A 19,573-nucleotide genomic window follows, 5' to 3' on the forward strand; every position below is an offset into this window, starting at 1 on the left:
CATGCGCCAGTTCTTCGCTGATCTGTGGGCCAAGGTCAAATCCGATATCGCGAATGCATTTGCGATCATCGGGACTGGTCTTGGCTCGGTCATGGCCCACATCGACGACGTCGCCTCCATGCTCGGCGATCCGAGTCTAAGTCAGCAGCTATCGACTGTCTTTACAGATGCAAAATGGGTCGGACGCTGGCTTCTGTTCGTCGGGTTACTGACTGTGGCGGCTCGCTTCAAGAAGCTGGTCCAATCACCTCCGAAGGAGTGACGCAATGTGGCTCGCTATAATGCAGTTCATTGGTGGGCCTGTCGTCTCGGGCCTCATCAATGCCTACAACTCGTATCTGAAGGCAAAGACACAGGACGCAGCCATTGCAGCCGACCTGGCAGGCAAGGAAATCGCTGCACAGACCGTTGAAGCGCAGGCAATACAGCAACTAAAGATCGCTGAGATCGGCCATCCATATGAGCCCGAGAAACTGGCGTTTTACGTGACGCTGGTGTTCTACGCCAAGTGCATAGTCTGGGATACGATCCTTGGTCTCGGTACCACGCCAGCACTCCACGGCGATGTCAGCACATGGGCCGGCATGATCATGGGGTTCTACTTCGGAAAGCGGACGTTTGAGAACGTCGCCAGAATCATAAAGCGGTGAACTCAATCATGGAATGGCCGGAAATTGCTGCTCTCGGCACGTTAGGGGCCTTCAGCATCGCGTTCGCTACCTTCTGGATAAAGTTCGGTGGGCGCGTTGCTGCTGCCGAGTCTAACGCAAAATCTGCAAAAGACGATGCAAAGGAAGCCAATGACAAGGCGGCTCTGCTCTCGACATCATTCTCATTGTATCGGGAGCAGGTGGCGCGAGACTACATCCATCGCGAGGTTATGCGGGAAGTCGAAGACCGGTTGACTGCTGCAATCGACCGCCTCGGCGATCGGCTGGACCGCTTCGTCGAAGCATCTAAGCGCTAGTTATTCCATTACAATACGAGGTGTCATGCTGCGAATTGCATTCGCTGGCGCGCTTTGCTGTGCGCTCCCTTCTGTCGTCATCGCCGAGCCAAATCTACCGGCAGGTATTACCTGCGAAACGATCAAGGCAAAGGTCGCTGAATTCGGCCGACTGCGGGCTCTTCTTTGGGCTCGTCGGCAGGGGTATCCAATCGCTCAAATCAATGAGGCGCGCAAATGCTTGGCAAAGTGAGTGTGTTGGTCGGCGTCGTCCTGTCGGTGGCGTTTGTTGGTGTTGCGATTGCTCACGATCACAACAGGCCCGAACTAAACAATTGGTTCATGGGGCTACGAGCTGGTGGCTCCGGCGCTCCCTGCTGTGATGGCTCTGACGCGACGTCCCTCGAAGACCCTGACTGGGATATGAAGGACGGCCATTATCGCGTTCGTCTTGACGGCGAGTGGATCGATGTCCCACCCGAAGCGGTTGTCACCGTTCCGAACCGATACGGCAGCGCACTCGTCTGGCCTTACTCGGGATATCAGAAGGGAATTCGCTGTTTCATGCCCGGGACCATGGGCTGAACATGGCATTTTCCGATGCGCCGACCGATGACCAGTGCCGCGACGCGTTTCTAGCCAAGGGACGGCATGACACGCTGACGTCTGCGGCTTATGCGCTCGGCATCTCGGTCCCCGCACTGAAACACAGGGCAAAATTATACACAGATCGGGGGCTGGCAGGAAAGGCCACGATAGAAGCCGACGAGATCGTCTTCCCCGATCTGCCGTCGAGCGAATTGGATGCCGGCGAGCTAATAGAGCAGGCTGCTGTCAGATTTGAACGCCACCTGGCTGCCCGCGACGCGCGCAGATGGATGGAGATTAAGGTCAAGAGCAACAAGCCGATCGGCGTTTGCTTCATGGGTGATCCGCACGTCGACAACAACGGATGCAATTGGCCATTGCTTCGACGCGACATTGGCATTCTTGAGCAGACTGAGGGGCTTTACGCCTGCAACATCGGAGACCTGACGGACAACTGGGTGGGGCGCCTCGTGCGGCTCTACGCCGATCAGGAAATGAGCAAAAAGCAAGCGTGGAAGCTCGCGAAGTATCTACTCAAGGACTGCAACATCAAATGGCTGTGCCACATTCTCGGCAATCATGACGCATGGAACGACGGCCCGTACCTCATAAAGGCGAACGCCCGGCCGATGGTGCCAGTTGAGGATTGGCAGTCTCGGTTTCAAGTTGTGTTTCCCAATGGGTCTCGCGTGCGCGTCCACGCTGCTCACGACTTCCCGGGTTCATCTATCTGGAACAAGATGCACGGTCCTCAGAAGGCGTCCATGCTTCTTGAAGAGGCGGATATCTACGCCTGTGGTCACAAGCACGAGTGGGCCATCAACACCAGCGAGAACGCCCAGCGGGGCTTCATCTATCACCTGATCAGAGCCAGAGGATACAAGTTTATTGATAGCTACGCCGACCAGCTCGGCTATCCGAGCCAGAAGTTCGGCGCCTCGATAACCGCGATTATTGACCCGCAAGGCGAAGGGGCAAAGCGCATTCGTTGCTTCCCGGACCTTGAAGAGGCGGCTGAGTTTCTGACTTGGAAGCGGTCCAAATCCTGATGTACCGAATCCGAGAAGTCGATGCCTCGGATGATGAAATCTCGGAGATGATAGAACACCTGCACAGGGCAACGTCCGATTTCCCAGCACTGGAGCAGTCGGATTACGACGAGGGGCATTGGTGGATCGGATATCTCGACAATGATCCGGTGTCCTACGCCGGTGTGATCCCGTCCTCAATGTATCCTAGCTCGGGTTACTTCAAGCGTGTCGGCGTGCTGAGCGGACATCGAGGCAACGGACTCCAACTTCGCCATATGAAGGCAATCGAACGCAAAGCCAAGTCGCTTGGCTGGGCGATGATCGTGTCCGATACGACCGGCAACACGCCGTCCGCCAATAACTTCATTCGCGCTGGCTACCGGCTGTTCGATCCCACTTATGTCTGGGCCTTCCAGCACACGCTGTATTGGAAGAAGGATTTGAATGCGTAGGCTGCTGCCGTGGGAGCGCGACGCGATCGTTCAAGCTATGGCGGATGACGAGAAACGAGACTCCATTTGCGCCGAGTTTGGCGTCAGTCGATCTTATCCCAGCGTGCTGGCGCGACGGAGAGGCATCCCACCTCGTTCTCCGGGTAGGCCCAGCAAAAGGTTACAACTTGGGAAACCCGTAGTAGCTTCAGCCTGAATTCTTGGATGGCGCGCTGCCGTCCCTTCGTCCTTGGTCGCGAGGCTCGCGAAACAGGGTCCTTGATCGGATACCTGTGGTCGGCCTGAACGCCAGAAAGCAAGAGACGCTGAAGCATGAGCGACTGCTCGCGCTCGTCTCCTATGACGCTGAGACCGGAGTTTTCACCTCCCGCACCAAGCGGGGGCCAGTGAAGGCTGGTGCGGTCGTTGGCGGCACATCTCATCGTGCGGGATATCGAGAAATTCGCGTCGACTATGAGCGCTTCTTGGCTCACCGACTTGCGTGGTTCTACGTGAATGGCGAGTGGCCAAACGGTGAAGTCGATCACATCGACGGAAATCGCGACAACAATAAACTCTCCAATCTGCGTGTCGTCACTAGACAGCAGAATTGTTGGAATCGCGGACTCGGCAAGGGAAGAGTTCTCCGCAACATCACTTTCAAAAGTGGGAAGCCGCATGTGAGTTTTTCGCGCGGCTATCAACGCTTCTACTGCAAAGCGTTCCACACGCTCTGCAGCGCAATCCATGAACGCAACCGCATAGCCAGAGAGACCTACGGCGAATTCTCTCGCTCTTACGCCAAGGAGTAACGAAGATTAGCAACACCCAAGCACCAAACGGCTTCCAGTATTTTGGACGCCTTGAGGGCGGCTCTCCGACCGCCGGCCTTTCCACGCGCCTCATCGCCAGTTCTGACACTGCTGCCGTTGGCTACGGTGACCCGGTCACGTCGCAGGCAAGCGGCTATGTGTCGGCGTCGGTGGCTGGCACCACTCAGATCGACGGCATCTTCTACGGCTGCACGTATCTGTCGACCGCGCTAGGGCGCCAGGTTTGGCAGAACTACTACGCCGGTTCCGGCGCTGCCGGCGACGTGACTGCGTATATCTGCACTGATCCGGAAGCCCAGTTCATTGTTCAGTCGAACAACACTGCCATCGCCTTCGCCGACATCGGCGCGAACATCAATTTCGTTGCCGGCACGCCGAACTCCACCACGCAGTTCGCGACGTCCGCAGTTGATCAGTCGACTATTTCGACCACCAACACGCTTCCGTTCCGGATCGTCGGCCTGCTTTCGCAGTCGGCGCCTCCCGGCACTGACGGCGCGGACAACACGTCTGCGTTCAATCGCGTGATCGTCTCAGCCAACAACTGGGATCGCAAGTCCCTTCTGGGCATCTCCTAAGGAGGGATTGAATCATGCCTATTGCACTTTCCAGCATCCGCAATCTGCTCCTCCCTGGTCTCTGGGCCGTTACGGGAAAGTACGATCAGCTTCCAGCCGTCCGCAAGCAGGTCTTCAAAGAGCGCAAGTCCAACATGGCGCTCGAGCAGTCCACCAGCATGCGCTACATCGCGCAGGCCTACATCAAGCAGGAAGGCGCTCCGACTCAGGCGGACAACGCTTCCGGCCAGCGCTACACCTACAATCAGACTCACAACGAGCTGGCGGTTCTGTTCGCCATTACCCGCAAGGCAATCGACGACAACCTGTACAAGACCGAATTTGGTCCTGCTGTCATGGGTCTGAACGAGGCATTCGATCGCACCAACGAGGCGTTCGCTGCTGATGTGTTCAACAGCGCGACGACCTATCAGAATGCGATCGGCGGCGACGGTGTTGCGCTTCTCTCGACTGCTCACCCGGTTGACGGTGGAACATTCTCCAACCTCGCGTCTCCGGCCGCGTCGTTGAACGAGACGTCGTTGCTCAACGCGCAGGTTGCGATCAACGCGAACTTCCGCGACAACGCCAACCAGCGCATGAACGCAAAGCCGCGTAGGCTCGTCATTCCGCCGCAGCTCGAGCCGGTAGCGATCCGTTTGCTCAAAACCGAGCTGCGTCCTGGCACTGCGAACAACGACGTCAATGCGATCCTGTCGACGCAAGGCGGTATTCCGGACGGCTATCTAGTCTGGAACTACCTTACCTCGCAGTTCGCTTGGTATCTGCAGACCAACCAGGACGGCCTGGTCTACATGAACCGCGTTCCCTATGAGACGGATATGTCGGTCGAGTTCTCGACGGACAACCTGCTCGTCAAGGGCTATCAGCGGAATAGCTACTCGTACAACGAACCGCGGGCTCTCTACGGCTCCAACCCGACCTCGTAACCGGGACGGAGTCATAGCATGACCAACATCACGACGACCAACCTGCCGAACGGTATCACCAATGCCGCTCTCAACACGGTCATGTCGAGTTACGGCGCTCCAGATCCGAGCGTGTTCCACTCGTATTGGAACGACTTCGACACGTTCGCGTCGGGCGACTGGACCAATACAGCGACTGGATCGGTCACGAATGCGATCGTTGCCGGAAACGGCGGCATTCTCTCGCTTGGTAACTCTGCTGCCAACAATGATCTGGATTCACTTCAGCTCAAGGCGGCGACTTTTGCGATTGTCGCGGGATACAAAGCCTGGTTCAAGTGCAGGCTGAATATCTCGAACGCGACGAATGCCGCGCTGACCATCGGCATGATTCAGACGACGACTACGCCGCTCACCGTTACGGACGGCTTGTGGTTCTCGAAGGCTGCGGCCACCACGGCAATGAATTTCAATATTGCCAAGTCGTCCACGACAACGACGCTCTCGTCTGTCGCCACACTGGCCAACACCACCTATCTCAACATCGGTTGGCACTACGACGGCGGATCGACAGTCTCGGTCTACGTCAACAATGCAAGGGTTGCCGGCACGTCGGTTCTGACCAATCTGCCGACTGCAAACCTGAACCTCACTCTTGCCGTCGCCAATGGCACCGCTGCTGCAAACACATTGCTCATTGACTACGTGGGCATGTTCAACGAGCGCGACTCCGCCTCCCTCTAAGGATTCTGAAAATGAAGCACCGTCACCACATGAAGAAGGCCAAGGGCGGCGAAGTCTACTCCGGCGCCGGCTCCAACGTCGTCAAGGAAGCCATGGAAAAGAAGCATGGCGGCCGAGTGAAAAAGGAAGTTGAGAAGCCCGAAGGCGGCAAGTCCAAGATGCGCATGGACAAGCGTCCGCGTCGCGCGTCTGGCGGTCGTGTCGGCTCCGATAAGTCGCCGTTTTCGAGTGCCGCAAAGCCGGGCCAGAACACCGAGGCGGCCAAGCCGTAATGGCTAAGCTGACGACTAAAGAGCGAAGCGCATTGCCAGACAGCGCCTTCGCTGGACCTGATCGGTCCTATCCGATCGAAAATCGAAGTCACGCGCAAAATGCGTTGGCTCGGGTCAGTCAGCACGGCACGAAAGAGTTGAAAGAGCGTGTGACCAGAGCGGTGCACCGCAAGTACCCGGACATGGGCGGAAAGTAATCGGCCAACATGGCGGCTCCAGACTATGCATACTTCAGCAGCATTTCCGCCACGCCAGCTAAGTTCGAACTGAGCGGCGGGGCTTACGGCGTTACGGTTCATGCTGGCACCTGGGGCACTGCAACACTGCAGCGTCAGTTGCCTGATGGCTCTACGCTTGTGACGGTTCTGTCCGCATTCAGTGCTGATGGCTACCAAGAGATCCATCTTCCCGGCGGGATCTATCAGCTCACATTGTCTGGTGTCTCTGGTCTGGTAGGAGAGGTGGCCCTCATCGCATCAGGCATTTACTGATGCGCCGGTCGCGCCTCATCACTCTCCTTGGGGGAGCTCGCACGCCGTCCTGGCTACCGGCGGGATTCGCCGGAGCTCTGAACTTCCAGACCCAGCAAGCTTATGTCGTCGGTCAGGGATACATCCCTTTCAGCCCACTGCTCACGACCGCGCGCACGACGCCTGAGCTTGTCACCGACTACAATGGCAACGTCACCGTCGTAGGTAATAATACCGCAGCGATTTCAAATGCTGGCCTTCAAATCTATGGTGCAACGACGAACGTTGTTCTTTGGAACAACGATGGCACCAACGCCGCGTGGACGAAAACCAACTGCACGGCGGCTCTTGACCAGCCTGCGGTCACCAGCGACCAAACACCGAATACGACCACGAGCCTGACGGCAACCGGGGCCAATGCGACGTGCCTGCAGTCGATCACGCTGGCTTCCTCGGCGCGCTTCCATACAGCCTACGTGAAGCGCCTGGTCGGCTCTGGCGAGATCGACATGACGATGGACGGCGGGACCACATGGTGGGCCGTGACGCCGTATCTCAACTCGAGCGGCTATACCCGTCTTTCAATCCCCGGCAAGACGCTCGCCAATCCGCAGGTCGGCTTTCGGATCGTCACAAACGGCGACAAGATCGCCTTCGGTCTCGTCCAGAACGAGAACCATAATTTCCCGTCGCCCGCCATCCCGACGACCAGTGTGGCCGTCACCCGTAACCAGGATGTCATCACGGGAACGGCGGCGCTCAGGGCGCTGATTTCTCCGACGACGGGCACCATCTACGAGGCCTATGGGACGACCTACGCGCCACCCGCCGGGATTTGGTCTCTCTCGGACGGCACGACGAGCAATCGAATGGATGTTCGTTCGAATCAGACGGGGCTGGCGGGTTCGTTCATCACGGTCGGTGGCGTCCAGCAGTCCGGCATCAATGTCGGCTCTCAAGGCTCGCCGGGCTCGATTGCTGCGGCTGTGATGTCCTATACAACCGGATCGCAACAACTCGCGGTCAACGGGGCGCTTGCAACACCGGGAACGCCAGGCTCGATTTTTGCGTCGCCGACCACGATGCATTTCGGTCAGCTCGCAGGTAACACCAATCCGCTTCAGAACAATCTTCTTGTCTTTGCATGGTCGGCCTCGGCTTTAGGCGGTGCCGCCGCTCAAGCATTGAGCGCGCAGTCTTACTTCTCACTGCCGGCAAACACGATCTTCTGCTGGGGCGACAGCCTCACCGCAGGAACGGAAGACGGCACCAACATTACCTATCCGAACGTGCTCTCGACGCTGTATGCGCCCGCGCGGCTCACGGAGAACATGGGGGTCGGCGGTCAGACCAGCACGCAGATTGCGGCGCGTTTTCTAGCGGCACCGTTCACGTGGAACTATAACTCGGTGCTCTGGCTCGGCCGCAACAACTCGAGCCAGGGGGCGACAGTTCAAGCGGACATCGCCTCAATGGTGGCTAAGCTTGGCCTGAGTCGGTCGCTGGTGCTCTCGGTGCTCAACGGAGAGGGCGAGGGCACGGGGACCGGGGTTCTTACGAACATCTTGGCCCTAAATTCTGCGCTCTCGTCGACTTACAATTCTCGGTATGCCGATGTTCGCAGCATGTTGGCAACGGCGGTCAATCCGCTTGATCCGACTAATGCTGTGGACGTTATCGATCGCGCCAATAATATCCCGATCTTTACCTACCGCGCGGTCGACGTTACCGGCACAATCACGACTGCCGTCGTCGCCCCCACCGACACGTCCTTCTCTGTCTCGGTGTCGGGGCTCGCCGCCAATTTCATCCTCGCGGTCGGCAGCGAATATATCTACGTCAACGCAGTGTCGGGAACGAACGTGACGAGTTGCATCCGCGGCTACGCCGGGACGACTGCGGGGGCCTATGCGACGGGTCAGGCCTTCGCCGGCACCGACAACATCCATCTCAGCGCAGCCGGCTACGCCCTGGTGGCGCAATGGGTGGCGGCTGCTGCGGGTTATTGAGGTCGGTATCCTCCGCGAACGCCACGCCCTCCGGATCATGCACATCAAGCCAAGCCTGCGCTTCGTCCTCGGTCTCGAACCGCTTGAAGCGTTCGGGATCGTCCGGGGCTTTGGAGGTGTCTTCGTAGACCCTGACTTTCATCGGATGATCTCCGGAAAATGCGAAGCCCTCCCGCCCGAAGGCGAGAGGGCCTATGGTTAGCCCACATTGAGGCGCTTGTTAGTTTCCTTGACGTAGGCATCTGGGTCGTCCTGGCCGCCGCGATCGATCCACCTCTCGTACTCTTCTCCCATCGCTGGCTTGCCGTCACGTCCATGGAAGCGGACGAGATAACGTTCTTCGCCGGGCGAGTCGGTGGGCTTGAGTACGGTCGCGCGGCCTTCGAATATCAGCCCCTTGTTCACCGACATCTGAAACACATTAACGACGTCGCCCTTCTTGTGAAGATGCTTCACGATAGTTCTCCATTTTCAAACAGCCCGCACTTCCCGAGTGCGTGAGAACATCGTAGCAAATCGACTTTCGCCAACTTGGCAGTTTCAGCCGTTTCGGCTCTGTGATGTCCTTTGAAAATAGGGGTTGCGTGCATTTCCGAAAATCAGTTGACGCGGCAAAAATAGAGGCGGCGCGCATGATTGCGCGAGGTCACACTCGGATTTGGCGCCACTGTACCCTGCAACAATTTGTGAATCATCATCGGATGATCCTATAGCCTTTGACCGCCTTCTTTCTCGGCGCCCGCGGCTCCTCCGGCTGCCCGTGGTTGATCGCCCTCAGCATGAACATCCACGCAAACAGCACCCATCCTTGCTCTCGTTCTGCGGCCTTGATCAGGTGCTCTACGGCGTCCTGCCAGTGGGGTTGCTGCTGCTGGGCCTTGGGTAGCGAGAGGATGTGGTCGGCGGCCTCCTGGAGCGTCCTGAGCGTCTTGCCGGGCAGTTCGATCGGGTCGGTGAACTCGCGGGACCAGGTCATCCACGCACCGGCCCCCATTTCTGCCTCGGGAAGTCCGGCCGGATATCGGCACCGCGGCGGTGACATTCCTTGCACGTGAACCTGGGCTCGAGATCGGACAGCCGGACGTCATCCGGCCATTGGTCCACCTCTGCCGGCGCCAGCTCGACGGAATGGCTACACCTGTGGTCCGAGCAATAGACCAGCAGGCCGCGCACGCCCGATTGCCGCATTTCCCCGAGGGTGATCTTTTGTTCCGCCATCCCCGCAGGCTATCAGGCCGCGGGCGGCGTGAGGAGCCTGTGTGGGCGGCTTGTTTCCGGTGCCGCCGCCCCGAGCACCTGACAAATCGTCTTGGTCAGTAAACCAAAGGGAGAAACCTGACGGCCGACGATCCGGAACTGGTGATGGCGCGCCCCCTCAGGGAGAGCGTGGAGGGGATGGTAACTCGTCTTTTGAGTAGGGTCCTTTATCGACTTGCGTCCTCGTGAGCCTGCATCCGTCTCCACACCTTCGACCATCCGCAGTCCGATCGAAGCGCCCCCCGCAAACTTCGCAGACCTGATTGACTCTGGCTAATCCTCGTGCTCGCCGTATCTCGGTAGGCGTCCTGTTGTCTGCCATGCCCCCTCCATCTTGGCTTAGGACTGTTGTAGTTCTTCGCAGGATCGAACGCGTGCGCGGTGAGGCGAGATCGATCTATATGATCCGTCATGTGCGATATAGCGGCAACCGGCTCCAGGTCGAGCCAGACAATAGGGGCACTGTACTTTGAAATATTCGCTGTTCTTTGTCGGCGTTGGCGGCTTGGTAATGGCCGCCAACGCGGCTCGCGCGACATCGCGCTCAGCCTCGCCTATGGCTGTATTTAGCCCCAGCTTTGCTACAATAGCCATCGCGACGCGATTTATCGTTGCAAGGTCGTAGATCATTCCGCACTCCCTGCTCACCAAAGTCGTTAGGGGTTGCTCGCTCTAATTTTCTTCGGAATTGGCGGCTGGCCTGATTTAAGGCCGAGTCTATATGTCCTAGCTTGGACGGAACCTCGCGGCCAACCGACGTGGGGCCGATTGCCCCAATAAGCCTCGAGGGCTGCGACGCACATCTTTTCTGTGATCGGTATGTTGTCCACGTCGCGCCTCCTCGGGTTCTACTGAAGTACGCTGCGGGTCTTGACGCCGGGACCCATAAGCAGTTCGCCGTTGTCGTCGTGATATTCCCACCACAGGGTTTCCAGCCGATCGAGATCGCTTCTCTTCCAGCCGATCTGCAGACAGTAGGCGAGCCAGCGGGCGCAGGCCATGATCGCTTTCTTCTTCGGCATTCAATCCCCCTCCCGCGAGTTTCCCACAGGACTGGCCGGCCGCTGCACCAGATCGAGAAGCCGTTCTATCTTCCTCGAAACGGAAACCCATTCGGACGCCGGTATGCGCCAGACGTCCTCAAACGAGATGGTGGGCTCCGATTCCTCGGTTTCCTGTTCGATTGTGACCGTCACCTTGAAGCCGCTGCCGTCGCTGTACGGAGCGAAGCCGGACTTCGAATAGAAGAACTTTTCGTCACCCATTGCCGCCCTCCGTGCTCGGTGAGGAGATGGCACCGGGCCGCACTGGCAGACGCTTCCAATGCGTAAAGGCTCGAATGTGAAACGTCGGGCCGTCCGAAGTCGCAAGGCGCCACTCGGTTTCATCGTTGTCGTCATCCCAGAAGACAACCTGATGGAAGCCATCTAGCAATCGGTCGTCGCAGACGAGATAAGCCTCACCGTCCCTTGGGAAGGTTTCGATCGGCTGCCAGTCACCGCCCGTCTGCTCGGATGACCGAGCAACCCCCGTCAGCAAATCTTCAATCACCTCAGCGATCGATTGCCGAACCGTGTTCGGGACGCGCTGCAGACTGGCGTCCGGTTTGCGGAGCGCGTCGATGGCGCGGTTCGCTCTTTCGACATCAATCTGCATTGCGGGCCTCCGCAAACTTGCGACGAAGCTCTTCACGCCGAGCATCTTCCTGCGCCTGCGCTTCCGGAGTGAGCTTGAACATCGCGACGCCGCTCGATGTCGGGTAAATGTCGCCGCCGTCCGAAACCATGTAGAGGCCGTCAGGCCACTTGCCCTGGTAGTAGCAATCGAAGATTCCGGTCGAGCCGAGTTCGATCACTTTGAAGTCGGAGCCGTCCTTCGGGCAATACTGCGGCTCTCTCCAGCCCAGTTCCCTTAGCCTTTGATGAGCGTCCCATAGAGCCGCGATAGCAGCCTTCTCGTCCGGCATTTGCTCGGCGCGTTTGGTCTCCGCTGTCTTGGCGTGCTGCCATAGGGCGTCGGCCTCGGCTCGCGTCAGCGGCTCATGCCGCAGAATTGGCATGCCGTTATGATCGCGGCGCTCAGTGTCGAAGGTTTTGTGCCCGACGATATCGTCAGGTCCTTGGGCGATGAACATATTGCAGGTGTCGGCGGTGTCCATGCTGTGTTCCCCCAGCGCTCGGTTGCACATACGGCAAACCTCATCTGTCATGATCCTATCCCCGATCTCTCCGAATGACCGTTGCGGCCATCAGCCAACTTGTGCGATCTGGATGGCTCGATCGAACATTGCCATCGCCTGCGAATGACCCTTGTCGTTCTCTTCGTGAGGCCACGAGCTGCCCTGTTCTTTGGCCGCGAGTTCCAGCAGTTTGTATGCCGAAGAATTTTCAGCGACTTTGATGTTCGTGCCGGAGACAACAGCAAGAGCTCCGATCGAGCAGAAACTGACAGCGCCCGCCTCGTCGAAACGAACCCATGAGTGATTGATGTCTCTCGCGTACTCGCCGCATGTCCAGTGCTCCGGGTTCGCTATGATATCTTTCGCCTTGCGGAGGATGGTAACGACGTCGTTCTTGGTGGCCCAATTCGGATCGTAAAGCATCTTCGTTCTCCTAGAGTGTTGAACCGGGGTCGGTGGGGTTGCGTTGAGACCGGCTATGCCGCGCGGCGGTAGCCTGTCATCATGATGAAGCCACTGCCGGCGGCTTGAGTGGCTTCTTCGCCCTTCATTCCGAACATGGCTGGAGTGATCACGTCCCAAAGGCCAAGCACCTTGCCCAGCGCAAAAAGCTGGAATGCCGCGCCCTGGTCGCCGATCTCGGCCCCGACCGTGATGTAGGATGGACCGCCGGCCAGCGAGGCGGGGTCCGGATACTCATTGAGAAGATTGACCAGCTCGGCCTTGTGCTTCTCAGCCTCGACCTTGTTGACGCCGATGACGAGAAACTCAAGGTCAACCTTCACTAGGTCATCTGGCGCATCGTTGGCGGGTGGCATCATGTCGAAGGTGACAACGCCGCCGGGCAGCTTGTCGCTCTCGACGCCTTCCTTGATCGCATCGACGAGCTCGGGAGTGCCGTGAATCACTTCGCCCTTGCGAAGCTGTACGGTAGTTTCGTTCAGTATTTTATAGAGGCGATTGAGGTCCATTTTTAAATCTCCTGATTGGGGGTTGAGAGGTGGTGGCGCGAGAGTGATGCGCTGGCTACCGCCTCCAATGCGCGCACGCAGACCTCGATCTTATGATCGACGTGGGAGGTCGGCAGACCTCTCCGCTGCAGCCGTTCTTGCTCGGCCATGAACAATGCACCGGCGCGTTCGAGGTCGCGCTCAGGCGTTTTCGGCTTCCACCACTTGGCATCCCACGGCCAGCCCATGGGGGCACCGTCGTATCTGATCGGGGCGAGCTCGCCGGGTAGCAAGCGCGCGTTGGCGAGGTAACACATTCCCGCTCTCAATAATTCGCCGTCGGCGTGATGGTCATCATGGCTCGTCGACCAGCCTTTGATCGCGACCTGCCGGCGTCGTTCGGCGACAATTCTGTCCATCGACGTCATGGGATTCCTCGGTGAGTTGAAGGAAGTGATGCTGCCCCGCGGACCTCGTCGATGTGCTCTTTCGTGATGCCGCCGTTCTCGACGAACCAATCCCAAGAGCCTTCGCGCAACAGACCAAGGCGCTCACAGCGACGAACGAGTTGTCCCGGTGACGTTCCGTCCATGTCGGCAAGCGCAATTGCCATGCGCCTGGTGAACGTGCTGCTGCCCTCGACGTGGCTCCGGAATGCGGCCGTAAGCGCGTCCATGTCCATGATGCTCACTCCCGCACCCCCTTGTGCTGCGGAGCGGAGGGGGCGGACGCGCGTCTGAGCACATCGGCCTGACGCGGTGTCGCGATGATCGTCGAGTTGCCAATGACCAAGACGTCGGTCGGCTCCCGATAGAGCATGATGAAGTGAGGAGGGTTGCGACGTTTCCACATGCGGCGCGTTCCCCAGCGGCCAGTTCGCTTGCTTGGGACTTTCGGACGCACCCAAGGGCCGCAGACATCTTGTTCGGTGCGACACTGAGCTTGTGCATCAACAATCCGAACGGTCATCCCGCCGTAGGTTCCGGGTCGATCAAATATGCCCCTCATCGCCGCTCCCCATTGTGTTGAGGCTCGGGGGCGGATGGACGGTTCGCCAGCTCGAGTAGCACGTCGGCGTGGCACGGCTGATCGAGCGCGCACCAGCACGCCAAATTCTTGCCGCCAAGCTCTGCTCTGATCTCCTCGCACGAGGGTGGCTTTCCGAAACAATTCTCATAGCTTCGAACGGCCGGGTCACGATCAAGCCACGCCTGGTACTGTCGAACAGCATCAGCGGCCGTGAAATCCTTCCACATGCCAACCCGGAGCGGATTGCCCCACTTTCCCGGCCGCGTGACGCTCACTGTGTTCGGCGGCATCTTCCAGCCCGGTGTTCGCTTGCGCTGCATCCTGATCGGCTCACCCATGGGCGCCACCATCGGTGCTACGTGCTCGATCTCCTTCCGCCACCAGCGCCGCCATCTTCACCAGGGCGCCCATTGCATCGTCCTTCGTCTGGACTTCCGCAACGCTGAGTGCATAGTGTTCGCCGATGTTCTCGGCCAATCGATCGGCATAGGTGCGTAAAGCGCCGCCCGATCCGCCATTCAGCAGACCCGTCTTGCTCCAATCTAGGAGTTCGCGGCAGCGCTGAACGAGATCAGGATCAACGGCCGGCACCACCGCCATCGTCCCGCCCTGCGCAGGCTGGGACGCGGCGAGCTGGGCGCGGAGAGCGTCGGCGAGGTCCCTGCGAACCTCCCAAGCGCATTGCAGGCCGTGCTTCGCGAAGACGTCGATGATGGCTCGGTCGATGTCACTCATGGTCTTCTCCCGACTGCGCCTTGCGCTCGCGCTCGGCCGCAGCTTTGGCGTCTCGCCCATCGCACCAGCCGCGGTTGTAAAGTTTCTCCGCCCAAGTCGCGTTGATCTTGGGGATCGCGGGTCCCGGTTTTCCTGCTGCTGCGTCGGCGACGCCTCGGAGATAAGGTGTCGTCATTTGCCTTCTCCCGACTGCGCAGGCTGGAGGGCGGCGCGGGCTCGTTCTCCGCAATCCTCCAGCAATGCTTCGGTGGGCTTCCATTCTGACAATCCGACTCCCATGCGCGTTCGCTTTTGATGGAGTTTGAAATTGTCGCGATAGAACTCAAGCGCCTCTCTCAGCGGCTGCTCGGCCGGGCGGGGATGGGCGGGATGCTTGGCAAAACAGCTAACCAGACGCCGTTCAAAATTCTCTTTGGCTGCTACTTGGGCGGCTTCGACCGTATCGAAATTTCCGATGACTCGGCCGCCGGCTATAAGCTCCCATGGAATGACACTAAAATAATCGCGCTCAATCGCATAGGAACCGAACTGATGGTCGGCCCAATATGAGATTTCGTCAGCGGGGTTCTTGTGCTCTTCCCATTCCAATGGAAGGATTGATATTGACGCATGTTCTAAGTTAATCCGGCGCTCGATCTCCAGCATCCCGCGGAGCTGGTCCAGATCTCTCCGCAGTTGATCAACGGTCGGCTGATCCACATGCCTGAGCGGCTCGTCATAGGGCTGGGTTGTCGGATCGTAGACCCCCTCCGGCTCTCTGGGCTGCTCACCGAGGGACCGGGTATTCCAGCGAACGGCCATCGCGTCGTGGTCGTCGCCTTCGATCGCGTCGAGCATGGCGTCGCAATCGTCGCACCGAACATAGGGCCACGGCACGAAATCGATCTCATTCACGCCGAACACGGCTTTCCCGCCGCAAAACGGGCACGGCTTCAGCTCTGTGGTGGTGTCGGGGGTCATGGGGTGGCTCCTATCTCGGATCGCACTTCGGGCAATGCCAGAAACCGGCGCCTAGCCCCTCGTATCGCGTCATCTCGGCCCCGCATTCGCATTGCGGTCCCCGGTTCATCCACGCGACAAAGCGCTTCCAAATCCTCATTGGCCTATCCTTTAGCGACGGTGAGCGGGCCAATTTTGCGAACAAGCGCGCCACGCAGCCAGATTTGACCAATCTCGCGCGGGTGTTTTTTCAGACGCTCCTCGACCCTGGCCACGGCATGGTCGAGCGTCGTTGCGCTATCGCGCATTCCCGTTCCGTAGGAAATCAGATAGGGGCGATTTTGCTGCTTGATCTTGCGCATGCAGATCAGCACTCCCCCATGTCGGCGCTATCCATGCGCTGGCCGTACAGCGGGTCGCAGCCGTCGTCCTCGTCGCGCGGCGGCTCCTCGTCGTTAGCGGGGGCCTCGAAATACGGGGACTGTCCGCGATACTTGATCACGTAGCCCTTGAAGCCATCGCCGCGCCTGGAATCGTAGATGCCGATCTGGCCTTCCTCGACCTCCGCAAGGAGATCGGTCGCGATCTCGATTACGGTCTCCAGCTTGTAACCCTTGGAGACGTAGCGGCTCTTGAGCGGGGGAGTGGTGTCGCAATCGAGATGCATTGTCTTGCTCCGCTGTTGACTGGATATCTCGTATGAGTTATTTATCTCATATGAGATATCATCCGTCAACAATAAATCATATGAGAAATGGCAAATTTCGTGTATGTGATCGGAGCCGTTAGCGGCCCCCAAAAGATCGGCATTGCGCGCGACGTCCAAAAGCGCATGAAGACGATCCAGAGCGGCAGTTTCGAGCCTCTTGCGATCGGTTTTTGCCTGGAATCGCCCGACCTTGCCGTTCATATTGAGAGCTACGCCCATTGGCTTCTCCGCGATCACCGGATGTCCGGGGAATGGTTCAAGGTCTCTCCGGATGCAGCGATTTCGGCTGTCAAAGAGGCGGCGGCCGCCGTCGCGCTGGGTGAGCGTCGTGCTAAGCTGGTAGGTGTTGTGGGCAGGAAGAAACGATGGTCTGAGGACATGCAGGCTCGGTTCCCGGAGGGGACGTTCGAGCGCATTGAGGCCGTCTTGGCGGATGGTGAGGATCGGACGGACTTCGTCCGGGACGCCGTCGAGCGCGAGCTGAAGCGCCGCGAGAAGGCAGACCGCTGAACCCGCTCCGGCGATCCTTGGGCAGGCGCGATGGAGGGGCGCGTCATCGCAGCGCCTCCGCGAGCCGATCGGCCTGATACGCCATCTGCTGATCCCGCTTTAACTTCTGCCTGAGCGCCTCGTAAACCTTGAGATCGGCTTCCTTGGTGCATTTGGAGCAGGACCTCATCAATGGATTGCCATGATGACAACGCTTGAGCGGTCTCTTCCATTTTCTACGAGGCTTGTCCTCGACCGGAAGAAAAGTGGCGATGAAATCGTTTTCAGCTTGGCGAAACGCGGCAATGCCGTCTGGCGATAGGCGAGCGACGATATAGCGCCTCAGATGGTCTGAAAGAACAAACCACTCTCGGTGCACGCGATCTTCAGCAAACCGCATGTGAAGCTCCTTCTCCGCGTTTAGCGAACCGCTAAATGAGAGAAGAAGAACGGGGCGGAAGGGGCTTCCCGTAGAGACAGCCGAAAACCGAGCAGCAACATCCTGGGCGCGTCCGATTTTGACCCGGCCAGCGCAATAGATAAAATATACGAAATAGGCATGAGGCAGCCCGGGGCACTTCGTCCCGGGTAACTCTTTGGGTAACGCTACGTCCTGAAGTTCCATCTATGTTCTCGCATCTTGCTTACTCTGGTACGCAGCTACTCATTGAATTCTTTGGGAATTTTCAATGAGGCTTAAAACCAGCATTTGGGTGGCGGCCTATCTGCGCCGCTGTCAGACCGAGGGCGTGTTCGGCGCGATCCGCAAGAAGGGCGCCGAGGAGGCCGGCGCCGTGTTCGTCAAGGTGGCGCTGATGGACGGCAATGCGCTGCTGTACGCGCCGGCGCCGCAGACCGTCTATGACGACAGCCGCCCGGCCGAGCGGCTGTTCGTACTGACCGCGCCGCAGCCATTGCCGGAGCCGTCGATCGAGGAGCGATTGACCAAGGAGCTCCGCTTCGATCCCGACGCCTGGATCGTCGAGACCGAAGACCGCAGCGGGCGGCACTTTCTCGATCTGGCGCGAAGCTAGCTTTTTGAGTTCTGGTTGCGGATCGCGGGAGCGCTGCCGGGCTGCACGGCCGGCCGCGCCTGCGACGGTGTTGCGCGCGCACGCTGCCGCTCGTCGTCGTAGAGCGAGGAGCGATATTTGGCGCGGGCTACCGCCATGGTCGAGCCGCGCCAGGCCGCCAGTATCACCAGCGCCGAGCGTTCGCTCAGGCGATCGTAGAGCCGCGACAGCCGATAGACGTAGGTGAATTGTGAGCCCGCGTCCGGATTGAGGAACATCAGGATGCGCTGGAAGGCCGGGCCCGACATGTCGAGCGCCCGCATCGCGCAGGCGAGCGGCTCGCCGCCGGGATCATTCACCACTTGCGCCGCGATCCGCGACGGCAGGATCAGCGCCTCGCCGACCTCGAGCGTGAAGTTCTCGATGTCCTCGGCGAATGCCGCCATTTCCAGGATATGGACCGCACGCGCGGCGCGCGCTGTGGAAATCCGCGCTGCGGCCTTCAGCGGCGTGTCCTGCAGATTTTGCAGGATCTGCGCCCGCTCGCTGGCGGTGGCGGTGAAGAACATCTCGGAGATTTCCGCGGCGTCGTTGGGCCGCATCGACAGGCTCGCCGCCATCCGCAGCTCGGCGTCAGTCGGGATTCGGCTCGGCGGCGTCGGCGGCGCGGGAGCGGGAAGCGGAGAGGCTGCCGGCATCGGCTGGCCGGCATCGCCGTGGCGCAGCCCGAGCTTGTCCATGATCCTGGCGGGCGTCGCCGGATAGATCGCAAGCCGGGCCCGCACCGCGGCGCGGGTCGCATCGTCGACCTCGTCGATCAGCCGCGACGTCAGCTCGACGAACTGCTGTTCCTCGTCGGCGGAGTGCGCGCTCGCCTGCACGTAAAGATCGGTCAACACGCGAAGCAAGGTCGGGCGGATGTCGACGCCCTCGCGGCGGGAGAGCGTCATCAGCCCATCGAAACCCGGAAATAGTGGAGCTGCGCTCATCTCAGGCGTACGCGACTTGGGTCAGGACCAGGGGTCAAGGATTCGATCTTTGGAAATCGTGTGGAGGCGAGCCTACGCGGGCTGCTTTAAGGGGCAGTTAAGGAAAACAGCCGGTGAAGCCGAAGCTGCGAATGCGCGTGTTAAATAAGGCACAGCGCCACATCCGTAACCGCCCGTAGGCACGGCTTAAGATGTCATTAACCATGCGCGGTCTTAATTCGGCGAGTGCAGGGGCAGGTGATGTCCGTGCGGGGGCCAGAGAGAACGGAACATGGGCACCATCATCGAATTCCCGGCGGATGCGGCTACGCGGCGGCCGAGCGTGATGGACGCGGCCGGCGAGCGCATCGGCAACGTGCTGATCCTTCCCGTGGTTCGGATCGAGCGAACCGTCGAGGAGACCGGCGGAGGTCGCGGACCGGAGCAGGGGACGGCGCAGGGCCGCCGTCGCCGCCGGCGCTCCTGACCTCGGGA

Annotated in this window: 36 protein-coding genes and 1 pseudogene; 16 read left to right on the plus strand and 21 right to left on the minus strand. The window is 59.4% G+C overall.

The window, feature by feature from the left end; genetic code table 11:
* Position 1: 1 nt before the first annotated feature.
* The 13 genes from IC762_RS12385 to IC762_RS12445 all read left to right on the plus strand — a co-directional run bounded on the left by IC762_RS12385 (position 2) and on the right by IC762_RS12445 (position 8,810).
* Complete coding sequence (locus IC762_RS12385) at positions 2–262, plus strand: hypothetical protein (RefSeq protein ID WP_195789085.1); 261 nt, start codon at positions 2–4, stop codon at positions 260–262.
* A 4-nt stretch (positions 263–266) separates the two neighbouring features.
* Positions 267–650 (plus strand): hypothetical protein, encoded by a 384-nt coding sequence (locus tag IC762_RS12390; protein WP_195789086.1) that lies wholly within the window; start codon positions 267–269, stop codon positions 648–650.
* Positions 651–658: 8 nt separating this feature from the next.
* Positions 659–967, plus strand: coding sequence for a hypothetical protein (locus IC762_RS12395; RefSeq protein ID WP_195789087.1), 309 nt, complete (start codon positions 659–661; stop codon positions 965–967).
* 216 nt (positions 968–1,183) lie between these two features.
* Positions 1,184–1,531 carry a hypothetical protein gene (locus IC762_RS12400; protein ID WP_195789088.1) on the plus strand — a complete coding sequence of 116 codons (348 nt, stop codon included), beginning with the start codon at positions 1,184–1,186 and terminating at the stop codon, positions 1,529–1,531.
* 2 nt (positions 1,532–1,533) lie between these two features.
* Positions 1,534–2,583, plus strand: coding sequence for a hypothetical protein (locus tag IC762_RS12405; protein WP_195789089.1), 1,050 nt, complete (start codon positions 1,534–1,536; stop codon positions 2,581–2,583).
* The gene (locus IC762_RS12410; RefSeq protein ID WP_349629751.1) at positions 2,562–3,017 is read left to right on the plus strand and encodes a GNAT family N-acetyltransferase; all 456 of its coding nucleotides are present in this window, start codon (positions 2,562–2,564) and stop codon (positions 3,015–3,017) included. Before IC762_RS12405 ends, IC762_RS12410 begins: the two co-directional genes overlap by 22 nt.
* Positions 3,018–3,508: 491 nt before the next feature.
* A complete protein-coding gene (locus tag IC762_RS35760; protein WP_433995906.1) occupies positions 3,509–3,808 on the plus strand; it encodes an HNH endonuclease in 300 nt (99 codons plus the stop codon).
* Between the two features lie 158 nt (positions 3,809–3,966).
* Positions 3,967–4,407, plus strand: a complete 441-nt coding sequence (locus IC762_RS12420; protein ID WP_195789091.1) for a hypothetical protein — start codon at positions 3,967–3,969, stop codon at positions 4,405–4,407.
* Positions 4,408–4,421: 14 nt separating this feature from the next.
* Positions 4,422–5,336, plus strand: coding sequence for a hypothetical protein (locus IC762_RS12425; RefSeq protein ID WP_195789092.1), 915 nt, complete (start codon positions 4,422–4,424; stop codon positions 5,334–5,336).
* Between the two features lie 18 nt (positions 5,337–5,354).
* Positions 5,355–6,059: a hypothetical protein gene (locus IC762_RS12430; RefSeq protein ID WP_195789093.1), complete on the plus strand. Its 705-nt coding sequence runs from the start codon at positions 5,355–5,357 to the stop codon at positions 6,057–6,059.
* An 11-nt stretch (positions 6,060–6,070) separates the two neighbouring features.
* Positions 6,071–6,331 (plus strand): hypothetical protein, encoded by a 261-nt coding sequence (locus IC762_RS12435; protein ID WP_195789094.1) that lies wholly within the window; start codon positions 6,071–6,073, stop codon positions 6,329–6,331.
* A gap of 206 nt (positions 6,332–6,537) precedes the next feature.
* Positions 6,538–6,822, plus strand: a complete 285-nt coding sequence (locus IC762_RS12440; protein ID WP_195789095.1) for a hypothetical protein — start codon at positions 6,538–6,540, stop codon at positions 6,820–6,822.
* Positions 6,822–8,810 carry an SGNH/GDSL hydrolase family protein gene (locus tag IC762_RS12445; protein ID WP_195789096.1) on the plus strand — a complete coding sequence of 663 codons (1,989 nt, stop codon included), beginning with the start codon at positions 6,822–6,824 and terminating at the stop codon, positions 8,808–8,810. Before IC762_RS12440 ends, IC762_RS12445 begins: the two co-directional genes overlap by 1 nt.
* On the opposite strand, the gene IC762_RS12450 is transcribed toward IC762_RS12445, so the two are convergent.
* From IC762_RS12450 to IC762_RS12530, 18 genes are all read right to left on the minus strand, one after another.
* Entirely contained in the window at positions 8,752–8,952 is a 201-nt protein-coding gene (locus IC762_RS12450; protein WP_195789097.1) for a hypothetical protein, read from the minus strand. The genes IC762_RS12445 and IC762_RS12450 overlap by 59 nt on opposite strands.
* A gap of 56 nt (positions 8,953–9,008) precedes the next feature.
* On the minus strand, positions 9,009–9,266 hold the full coding sequence (locus IC762_RS12455) for a hypothetical protein (RefSeq protein WP_195783609.1): 258 nt from the start codon (positions 9,264–9,266) through the stop codon (positions 9,009–9,011).
* Positions 9,267–9,504: 238 nt separating this feature from the next.
* Complete coding sequence (locus IC762_RS12460) at positions 9,505–9,786, minus strand: hypothetical protein (RefSeq protein ID WP_246801068.1); 282 nt, start codon at positions 9,784–9,786, stop codon at positions 9,505–9,507.
* Positions 9,787–10,406: 620 nt separating this feature from the next.
* Positions 10,407–10,697 carry a zinc finger domain-containing protein gene (locus IC762_RS35765; RefSeq protein ID WP_433995836.1) on the minus strand — a complete coding sequence of 97 codons (291 nt, stop codon included), beginning with the start codon at positions 10,695–10,697 and terminating at the stop codon, positions 10,407–10,409.
* Between the two features lie 218 nt (positions 10,698–10,915).
* Entirely contained in the window at positions 10,916–11,089 is a 174-nt protein-coding gene (locus IC762_RS12465) for a hypothetical protein (protein WP_195783610.1), read from the minus strand.
* Positions 11,090–11,332, minus strand: a complete 243-nt coding sequence (locus tag IC762_RS12470) for a hypothetical protein (RefSeq protein ID WP_195783611.1) — start codon at positions 11,330–11,332, stop codon at positions 11,090–11,092.
* Entirely contained in the window at positions 11,325–11,723 is a 399-nt protein-coding gene (locus tag IC762_RS12475; RefSeq protein WP_195783612.1) for a hypothetical protein, read from the minus strand. Before IC762_RS12475 ends, IC762_RS12470 begins: the two co-directional genes overlap by 8 nt.
* Complete coding sequence (locus tag IC762_RS12480) at positions 11,713–12,225, minus strand: hypothetical protein (protein ID WP_195783613.1); 513 nt, start codon at positions 12,223–12,225, stop codon at positions 11,713–11,715. Before IC762_RS12480 ends, IC762_RS12475 begins: the two co-directional genes overlap by 11 nt.
* A gap of 90 nt (positions 12,226–12,315) precedes the next feature.
* Positions 12,316–12,669, minus strand: coding sequence for a DUF6197 family protein (locus IC762_RS12485; RefSeq protein WP_195783614.1), 354 nt, complete (start codon positions 12,667–12,669; stop codon positions 12,316–12,318).
* Positions 12,670–12,722: 53 nt separating this feature from the next.
* Complete coding sequence (locus tag IC762_RS12490; RefSeq protein WP_195783615.1) at positions 12,723–13,217, minus strand: hypothetical protein; 495 nt, start codon at positions 13,215–13,217, stop codon at positions 12,723–12,725.
* 2 nt (positions 13,218–13,219) lie between these two features.
* Entirely contained in the window at positions 13,220–13,624 is a 405-nt protein-coding gene (locus IC762_RS12495) for a hypothetical protein (protein WP_195783616.1), read from the minus strand.
* On the minus strand, positions 13,621–13,878 hold the full coding sequence (locus IC762_RS12500) for a hypothetical protein (RefSeq protein WP_195783617.1): 258 nt from the start codon (positions 13,876–13,878) through the stop codon (positions 13,621–13,623). The genes IC762_RS12495 and IC762_RS12500 overlap by 4 nt, the downstream gene beginning before the upstream one ends.
* A 322-nt stretch (positions 13,879–14,200) precedes the next feature.
* Positions 14,201–14,575: a DUF4326 domain-containing protein gene (locus tag IC762_RS12505; protein ID WP_349629717.1), complete on the minus strand. Its 375-nt coding sequence runs from the start codon at positions 14,573–14,575 to the stop codon at positions 14,201–14,203.
* Positions 14,556–14,960: a hypothetical protein gene (locus IC762_RS12510; protein ID WP_195783619.1), complete on the minus strand. Its 405-nt coding sequence runs from the start codon at positions 14,958–14,960 to the stop codon at positions 14,556–14,558. The genes IC762_RS12505 and IC762_RS12510 overlap by 20 nt, the downstream gene beginning before the upstream one ends.
* Positions 14,953–15,135 carry a hypothetical protein gene (locus tag IC762_RS12515; RefSeq protein WP_195783620.1) on the minus strand — a complete coding sequence of 61 codons (183 nt, stop codon included), beginning with the start codon at positions 15,133–15,135 and terminating at the stop codon, positions 14,953–14,955. The genes IC762_RS12510 and IC762_RS12515 overlap by 8 nt, the downstream gene beginning before the upstream one ends.
* Complete coding sequence (locus tag IC762_RS12520; RefSeq protein ID WP_195783621.1) at positions 15,132–15,920, minus strand: Lar family restriction alleviation protein; 789 nt, start codon at positions 15,918–15,920, stop codon at positions 15,132–15,134. Before IC762_RS12520 ends, IC762_RS12515 begins: the two co-directional genes overlap by 4 nt.
* A 143-nt stretch (positions 15,921–16,063) precedes the next feature.
* Entirely contained in the window at positions 16,064–16,261 is a 198-nt protein-coding gene (locus IC762_RS12525; RefSeq protein ID WP_195783622.1) for a hypothetical protein, read from the minus strand.
* Between the two features lie 5 nt (positions 16,262–16,266).
* Complete coding sequence (locus tag IC762_RS12530; RefSeq protein WP_195783623.1) at positions 16,267–16,566, minus strand: hypothetical protein; 300 nt, start codon at positions 16,564–16,566, stop codon at positions 16,267–16,269.
* Positions 16,567–16,653: 87 nt separating this feature from the next.
* On the opposite strand from IC762_RS12530, the gene IC762_RS12535 reads away from it, so the two are divergent.
* Complete coding sequence (locus IC762_RS12535) at positions 16,654–17,118, plus strand: GIY-YIG nuclease family protein (RefSeq protein WP_195783624.1); 465 nt, start codon at positions 16,654–16,656, stop codon at positions 17,116–17,118.
* 43 nt (positions 17,119–17,161) lie between these two features.
* Here the strand turns inward: IC762_RS12535 and IC762_RS35245 are convergent, their stop codons facing one another.
* The gene (locus IC762_RS35245) at positions 17,162–17,497 is read right to left on the minus strand and encodes a hypothetical protein (RefSeq protein ID WP_246801525.1); all 336 of its coding nucleotides are present in this window, start codon (positions 17,495–17,497) and stop codon (positions 17,162–17,164) included.
* 6 nt (positions 17,498–17,503) lie between these two features.
* Positions 17,504–17,722, minus strand: a pseudogene (locus IC762_RS35770) (hypothetical protein); the annotation flags it as partial.
* Between the two features lie 64 nt (positions 17,723–17,786).
* Between IC762_RS35770 and IC762_RS12545 the strand changes: the two are divergent.
* On the plus strand, positions 17,787–18,131 hold the full coding sequence (locus tag IC762_RS12545; protein ID WP_195789099.1) for a DUF1491 family protein: 345 nt from the start codon (positions 17,787–17,789) through the stop codon (positions 18,129–18,131).
* Here the strand turns inward: IC762_RS12545 and IC762_RS12550 are convergent.
* Complete coding sequence (locus tag IC762_RS12550) at positions 18,128–19,099, minus strand: DUF2336 domain-containing protein (RefSeq protein ID WP_433995889.1); 972 nt, start codon at positions 19,097–19,099, stop codon at positions 18,128–18,130. The two genes, IC762_RS12545 and IC762_RS12550, sit on opposite strands and share 4 nt — an antisense overlap.
* A 271-nt stretch (positions 19,100–19,370) precedes the next feature.
* On the opposite strand from IC762_RS12550, the gene IC762_RS12555 reads away from it, so the two are divergent.
* Positions 19,371–19,565 carry a hypothetical protein gene (locus IC762_RS12555; RefSeq protein ID WP_195789101.1) on the plus strand — a complete coding sequence of 65 codons (195 nt, stop codon included), beginning with the start codon at positions 19,371–19,373 and terminating at the stop codon, positions 19,563–19,565.
* Positions 19,566–19,573 lie beyond the last annotated feature (8 nt).

This window comes from Bradyrhizobium genosp. L, from assembly GCF_015624485.1.
In the GTDB taxonomy this organism is placed as follows: Bacteria; Pseudomonadota; Alphaproteobacteria; order Rhizobiales; family Xanthobacteraceae; genus Bradyrhizobium.